Annotated in this window: 5 protein-coding genes and 1 pseudogene; 4 read left to right on the forward strand and 2 right to left on the reverse strand. The window is 59.4% G+C overall.

Annotated features, from left to right (window positions below):
• The 4 genes and pseudogenes from H1Y01_RS11875 to H1Y01_RS11890 all read left to right on the forward strand — a co-directional run.
• Nucleotides 1-366 (forward strand): annotated as a pseudogene (locus H1Y01_RS11875) (hypothetical protein); the annotation flags it as partial.
• Nucleotides 367-446: 80 nt separating this feature from the next.
• Nucleotides 447-965, forward strand: a complete 519-nt coding sequence (locus H1Y01_RS11880) for a hypothetical protein (RefSeq protein ID WP_180540736.1) — start codon at nucleotides 447-449, stop codon at nucleotides 963-965.
• Between the two features lie 66 nt (nucleotides 966-1,031).
• Entirely contained in the window at nucleotides 1,032-1,376 is a 345-nt protein-coding gene (locus H1Y01_RS11885; protein ID WP_180540737.1) for a PadR family transcriptional regulator, read from the forward strand.
• Entirely contained in the window at nucleotides 1,373-4,129 is a 2,757-nt protein-coding gene (locus H1Y01_RS11890; RefSeq protein ID WP_180540738.1) for an ABC transporter permease, read from the forward strand. Before H1Y01_RS11885 ends, H1Y01_RS11890 begins: the two co-directional genes overlap by 4 nt.
• On the opposite strand, the gene H1Y01_RS11895 is transcribed toward H1Y01_RS11890, so the two are convergent.
• Both H1Y01_RS11895 and H1Y01_RS11900 read right to left on the reverse strand, forming a co-directional pair.
• Nucleotides 4,116-5,171 carry an ankyrin repeat and protein kinase domain-containing protein gene (locus H1Y01_RS11895; protein ID WP_180540739.1) on the reverse strand — a complete coding sequence of 352 codons (1,056 nt, stop codon included), beginning with the start codon at nucleotides 5,169-5,171 and terminating at the stop codon, nucleotides 4,116-4,118. The two genes, H1Y01_RS11890 and H1Y01_RS11895, sit on opposite strands and share 14 nt — an antisense overlap.
• Nucleotides 5,172-5,467: 296 nt before the next feature.
• A partial coding sequence (locus H1Y01_RS11900) for a PP2C family protein-serine/threonine phosphatase (protein ID WP_180540740.1) occupies nucleotides 5,468-6,269 on the reverse strand: 802 nt, incomplete at its 5' end.

The following is a 6,269-nucleotide window of genomic DNA, read 5'->3' on the forward strand; positions in this document are numbered from 1 at the left end:
CTGGGGACGGGGCACGCCTTCTTCACCGCCACCATCTTCATGGGCTTCGCTTACCTTTTGATTCCGGCCGCGGGACTGTACCCAGCCCGCGCCGTCTGGTTCCTCGGCTGCCAGCAGCTATTCGGCGACTTCGCATGGAGCCTGTACGCGGTCAACGAAATCGTGCTGCGCCAGCGGGTTACGCCGCCGGAACTCCTCGGCCGTGTCAACGCGGCCATGCAGATCGCCTCGCGTGGCATGCTCCCCATCGGCGCGCTGATCGCGGGTGTACTCACCAGCTTCATCAGCGTTCAGTCCGCCATGTGGATCGGTGCGGTGGGGATACTTCTCTCCGGTCTTTGGCTTTGGCCGGTGCGGAAGGAGTAGGGAGGGCTCATTGAGTAGCGTCGCGTAGAGATACAGCTCGATCTAATCTCGGGATGGCGTTTCGGGCGACAATAGGTGGCATGCCGGGCGCGACGGAACTAAGCGCGGATGCGATGCTGAACGCCGTAGAGGCGGAGCTGCATCTGCGCAAATCCGAGTGGGTGTTCTTGCGTGAATTGCGCGTCGGGACCGGGCGTCATAAAGCCGCGTTGCAGCGCCTGGACGCGTTCGCGCTCAACTGTTTTCCGCACTTAGGAATGAAGCGCATCTGCTACGAAGTGAAGCTTTCACGTGCGGACTTCTTATGCGAGATGCGGCAGCCGTTGAAGCGGCGCATCGGAATGCGCTTCTCCAACGAGTTCTACTTCGTCACGCCCGCCGGGTTGCTCCCACTTACCGATCTACCTGTGGAGTGCGGGTTAGTCGAGATCGCGCCCGGCGGCGGCTGCAGGATAACGGTTCCGGCCCCCTGGCGGGATACTCCCGGTCCGACGTGGCAGTTCGCGGCCGCGATGCTGCGCAACCAGCGTCGCGCGACGAGTGTCCCCGCGCCGAACCCTCAGCAGCAACGCTTTGAGTTTTCAGCAACAGCGGGTTAATCTTTCTCCTTGACAGACTAGGAGAGACTTGTCTATCATCTTCCTAGAACATCTAGGAGAGAACGCTTGGGCAAACCACTCGAAGTGTTGCAAGGCACTTTGGACATGCTGATCTTAAAGGCTGCCTCACTGGGGCCGCTGCACGGATACGGGATCTTACTGCGGATCCAGCAGATTTCGAATGGCCGTCTGGAAATTCTGCAAGGATCCCTCTACCCGGCCTTGTACCGGCTGGAACATCAGGGTTGGATTACCAGTGAGTGGGGCGAGTCCGAGAACAAGCGCAAAGCGAAGTATTACCGGCTCACTGCGGCGGGCAAACGTCAGTTACAAGCCGAGAAAGAGAAGTGGAGCCTCATGAGCGAAGTAATCGACGGGATACTTAGTGCCGTCCCGGAGGAAGCGCGGTGACCCCGTCGATGATGCGGGCCAAAGTTCGCTCGTGGCTGCGTTCGCTGTTCCGCCGCACCCGGATGGAAGAGAGCATGGATGCGGAGCTGCAATTTCATATCGAAAGCTATGCGCAGGATCTAATGCGCGGAGGACTTTCGAGCGAGGAAGCCCTCCGTCGGGCGCGGGTTGAATTCGGCGGCATCGAGATGCAGAAAGAAGAGTGCCGGGAGTCATTAGGTCTTCGCCTCTGGGACGAGACTCGCGGCGATATTACTTACGCGTGGCGCGTCCTGCGCAAAAGTCCTGTCTTTACTGTAGTCGCAGTGACATCGCTTGCTCTCGGCATTGGCGCGAACACAGCTATCTTTACTCTGGCGAAGGAAGTTCTGTTCCGTAACATGGCCGTCCCGCATGCGGACCGGCTGCGGATGTTCTGGTGGGCGCGGGGACCGAATACGAAAGCGGGGCCGGCTTGGGGAAGCTTTAGCAGGGGCCGTCCAGGCGAGATGGCAGGTACGCCTTTCCCTTACGCGTTGTATCAGCAGATGCGAGCACATAACCCTGTGTTCGACGATCTGGTGGCTTTCAAGGACCTTTATAAGTTGACGGTCACGGCGGACGGACAGGCAGAGCCCGTTGATGGCATGTTGGTGTCGGGTAACTTCTACCAAGTACTGGCGCCTCGAGTGATCGCCGGCAGAGGGATCAATCCAACCGACGATACTGCGGACGCGCCGGGAGTGGTTGTGATCAGCGATGCCTTCTGGGCGCGGCGATTCGGCCGTTCCGCCGATGTGCTGGGGCGGACGATTCAGTTGAATCGCGTGCCCGTCACCATTGTCGGCGTTAACGCGCCGGAGTTCCGAGGCGCCAAAGCCGGGGGAGCACCGGAAGTCTTCTTTCCGATCCATCTGCAGCCCCAGGTAATTCCGAACCCAAGGGGTCCACTTATGTCCGCCAATAGCTTCTGGTGGCTCATTGTCGAGGGGCGTTTGAAGCCCGGCGTTACGGATGCAGCCGCGGAAGCTGCGATGCAGGTCGCCTTTAATAGCGCGTTCCACGCCACAATTCCGGACAAGACGGAGAAGGATCGTCCCCGATTCTTCTTAGCGCCGGGAAGCCGTGGATTGGATGTGCAGACCGACGACTTCAAGCTGCCCATCTACGTGTTACTTGCCGTGGCGGGCGTGGTGCTATTGATTGCCTGCGCTAACTTGGCGAACTTATTAGTGGCGCGTGCCGCGGCGCGCCGGCGCGAGATCAGTCTCCGGCTAGCCATTGGCGCAGGCGCGTGGCGTGTTATTCGGCAAGTGCTGACCGAAGCGATGCTTCTGGCGTTGCTTGGGGGCGGCCTTGGTCTGCTGCTCGGGTACTGGGGGCGGAATCTGATCCCCCGCTTGTTTGAAGACTCGTGGAGTCCCAGGTCGATCGAGCCGCAGATGGATTGGACGGTGTTCTTCTTTGCCGTGGCGGCGACGGTCCTCACCGGTATCTTATGCGGGGTTGCGCCCGCATGGCGCAGCACACGTGGCGACGTCAACGCGGGGCTCAAAGAAAGCGGCCAGATGAGTACCGGCCGGTCGAAGGCTACTCTCGGTAAGTTTCTGGTTGTGTTTCAGGTCTCTTTATCGTTACTACTGGTCGTCGGCGCAGGTTTATTCCTGCGTACTCTGATTAACTTACGAACAATGTCGTATGGGTTGAATCCCGAGCGCATTCTGCTCTTTGCGTTAGATCCTCCTAAGTCCCAGTACTCGACCGAACAACGGGCGGCGCTCTTCCAGCGGATCAGCGAGCGCGTGGACGCGCTGCCGGGAGTTCAATCGGGGACGCTGTCGGGTGAAGCCCTGCTGGCCAACAACATGGATGATAACTGCTATGAGCCGATCCCTAAGCCCGCCGGTCTGCCGGTACAGGAACACGTGTTTGTGAACACGATTGGGCCGCGATTCTTCGAGACGTTTGCCATCCCGATTATCGCCGGCCGCAGTGTCAATGCTCACGATACGCAGAACGCACCGCTTGTCGCGGTGATCAACCAACGAATGGCGAAGGAGATCTTCCCCGGCGCGAATCCGGTCGGCAGAACGTTGACTGAATGTGGCGCCGCCGCTGGAACTCCACGGATCGAGATCGTTGGGGTAAGTGCCGACGCTAAGTACAGCAGCATCCGTCAGGACGTCCCGGCAACGCTGTACTTACCTTACTTACAGTCGCACGATGAAGACGCGGGCGCGATGACCTTCGAGCTGAAAACCGCTGCAAGTATGGGAAGTATCGTCGCCGAAGTCCGGCGCGCGGTGCGATCCATCGATAAGGATCTTCCATTGCTGGACGTACGCAGTCAAACGCAACAGATCGATGCGACACTTACGCAGGAGCGTGTGTTTGCTACTCTTACCACGACGTTCGGGATACTCGCCCTGATCCTTGCCAGCATAGGGATCTACGGCATTATGGCTTACACGGTCTCGCAGCGCACGAATGAAATCGGAATCCGAATGGCTTTGGGAGCGCGCGCCGGCCAGGTGCTTTCGATGGTGCTCCGTGAGACTTCGCTACTAGCTTTCACGGGTGTCGTTGCCGGAATCGTAGCGGCGTTCGGTTTGACGCGCCTGGTAGCTTCGATGTTATATGGGTTGAAACCAAACGATCCGCTGACATATGGCGCGGCGGCGCTGCTTTTGCTCGGAGTCGCTTTGACCGCCGGTTTCATGCCTGCACGGGGGGCGGCGCGGATAGACCCGATGCAGGCGCTCAGGCACGAGTAAGCAGGTACTCTTCAATCTCTTTATTCCCGGCGTGTTGGGCCCAACCGAGGGGCGTGCCTTGGAACACCGTGTCTTTCAGATCGAGGCGGGCGCCGCGTTCTACTAACAGGCGAACTACATCGAAATGGCCGGCGAGCGCAGCCTGATGCAAGGGTGTGGAATGCGAGTGGGCGCCTACAGGGTTGTAACCGCTCGGGTCCACACCGGCATCGAGTAACAAGCGGATTATATGCAGGCGTCCAAATTGCGCGGCAAATGCAAGCGCGAGACGGCGGTCTTCCTCGCTCGACTTTTCTAGCAGCCGCCCGGCGTTTGCCGTATATCCGATTGCCGCAGCTACGGGCAGCGTCAGGGCGGCTCCCAGCCGTAGCAGTGCGCGCACCGCTTCGAACTCGCCATGCGTCAGTCCGGGTAGCATGCCCATATTCGGGTCGGCGCCCGCATCGCAAAGTAGTTCGATCATCGGAACCTGAACGCCGCATTCGCGCGGTACGCGACCGGAACAGACCAGGCCTAGCGTTTCATGGATCGCCGGCAGGGGCGCGCCCGCGGCGATCAGGATCTCCGCCACTTCAACGATGTTCGCCGGCAGGGTTCCGTTCCGGATCGGGTTCTCCGCAGTGAACTCCAGCAACGTCGGGTTGCGAAAGTAGTTAGTCCCTTCGAAAGTAACGTGTTGTTGAGTTAGACTAGGGTGCTTCTTCAGAAGGACGCGCAGACCCTCGGTATCGCCTGCATCGATTAGAGCCACCGCTTGACCAAACTCAAGTGGGAGCGTCCGATCCGCCGGCTTTTCGAGATGTTGCCTGAGCCTGGCCCAACTCTGAAATCCGTACTCCCGGGCAATCATTAGTTGAGCGTCAGTTAGTTTTAGCGGTGTGTCAAAGATAGCGGGGTCCGGCAGTTTGCTGAATTTCGGGAGAAACTCCCGGATCCGCTGGGCAGCTTGCGGATCGCGAGCCGCGTGCGCGGATAGCAAGTCTCTCGCCTGGTACTTCAGATGATCGATATTCGCCTGCTGCGGCAGGCGCTTGGTTGGCATTGCGAACTTCCTTTCGTGATTACGCCTGAAGTCCGCATTCACAGGCAGAAAGTTAGTTCGATGAGATTCAAGTTGCTAACAGGTGGACTTCTGTCCTTTCCGCGGACCGGATGCGCCCTCTTGCGCGACTCCAATATAACATCACGAATTCCCTAAACAGCCTGTGTCAAAACCGGCTCCCTCACGGTCGCGGCTCCGTAACGGAACGAATCTACTGAGCCGCGCGCGCAAGCAAGCGGTCTTTTCGAACTTTCGGCACGGCCTCCTAAACTAAACGAACGAACGGCAGCATGAGGTCACATTCCTGAGCCAATGGAACGAGACATGGGATCCGGTGGACTCAGCCGCTGCCATCGATCGCGCCGCTGTTCATTGACCGCTCGGCCGCGCAGGGCGAGTAGAGTCAGGTCGTCCGCTAAGCGTCCGTCGGCGTGTTGGCGAATGTCGCCGGCTATCGATTCGACTAACTGCGCGGGCGTGCGGTGAGGCCACGACGCGCGGGTCGACGTCAGCCGGTCCATGCCGAACTCTTCGCCGTTCGGGTCCGCCGCTTCCGTAAGTCCGTCGGAGAAGACGAGGAGAGTATCGCCCGCCCCTAGAATGCCTTGCCGCTCACGGCCGCTCCAGCCCGGAAACATACCGAGTACTGTCGCGGAAGAGTCCCATTGCTCAAGGCCGCCGTCGCTCTTCACTAACAAGGGCGAGGTGTGCCCGCAATTGACCCAATCGACCTTGCGGGTTCGATCGGAGTAGCGCATCAGGAATAGAGTCGCGTATTGCTCGACGGGCGAGGACTCAAGAAAGAGCCGATTCAGCGAGGTCAATAGTGTCACAAGATCGCCGAACTCTTCCGGCCGGCGCGAGCGAAAGAAGCTTTGAATCGTCGCCATCAGGATGGCCGCAGAAATTCCCTTACCGGACACGTCAGCGACCACAAAGACCGTGGAACCGTCAAGCGCGGGTAGGAAATCGTAGTAATCGCCGCCGACCTGACCGGCCGGTTGGTACTTCACCGCGTAGTCCAGCGAATCAATATGAGGAAGCTGCTGCGGAAGCAGACGATGCTGAACGGCGCGCGCAATCTCGAGATCCGCTGCG

The sequence above is a fragment of the Nevskia soli genome (genome assembly GCF_903970205.1).
GTDB lineage: Bacteria > Acidobacteriota > Terriglobia > Bryobacterales > Bryobacteraceae > Bog-113.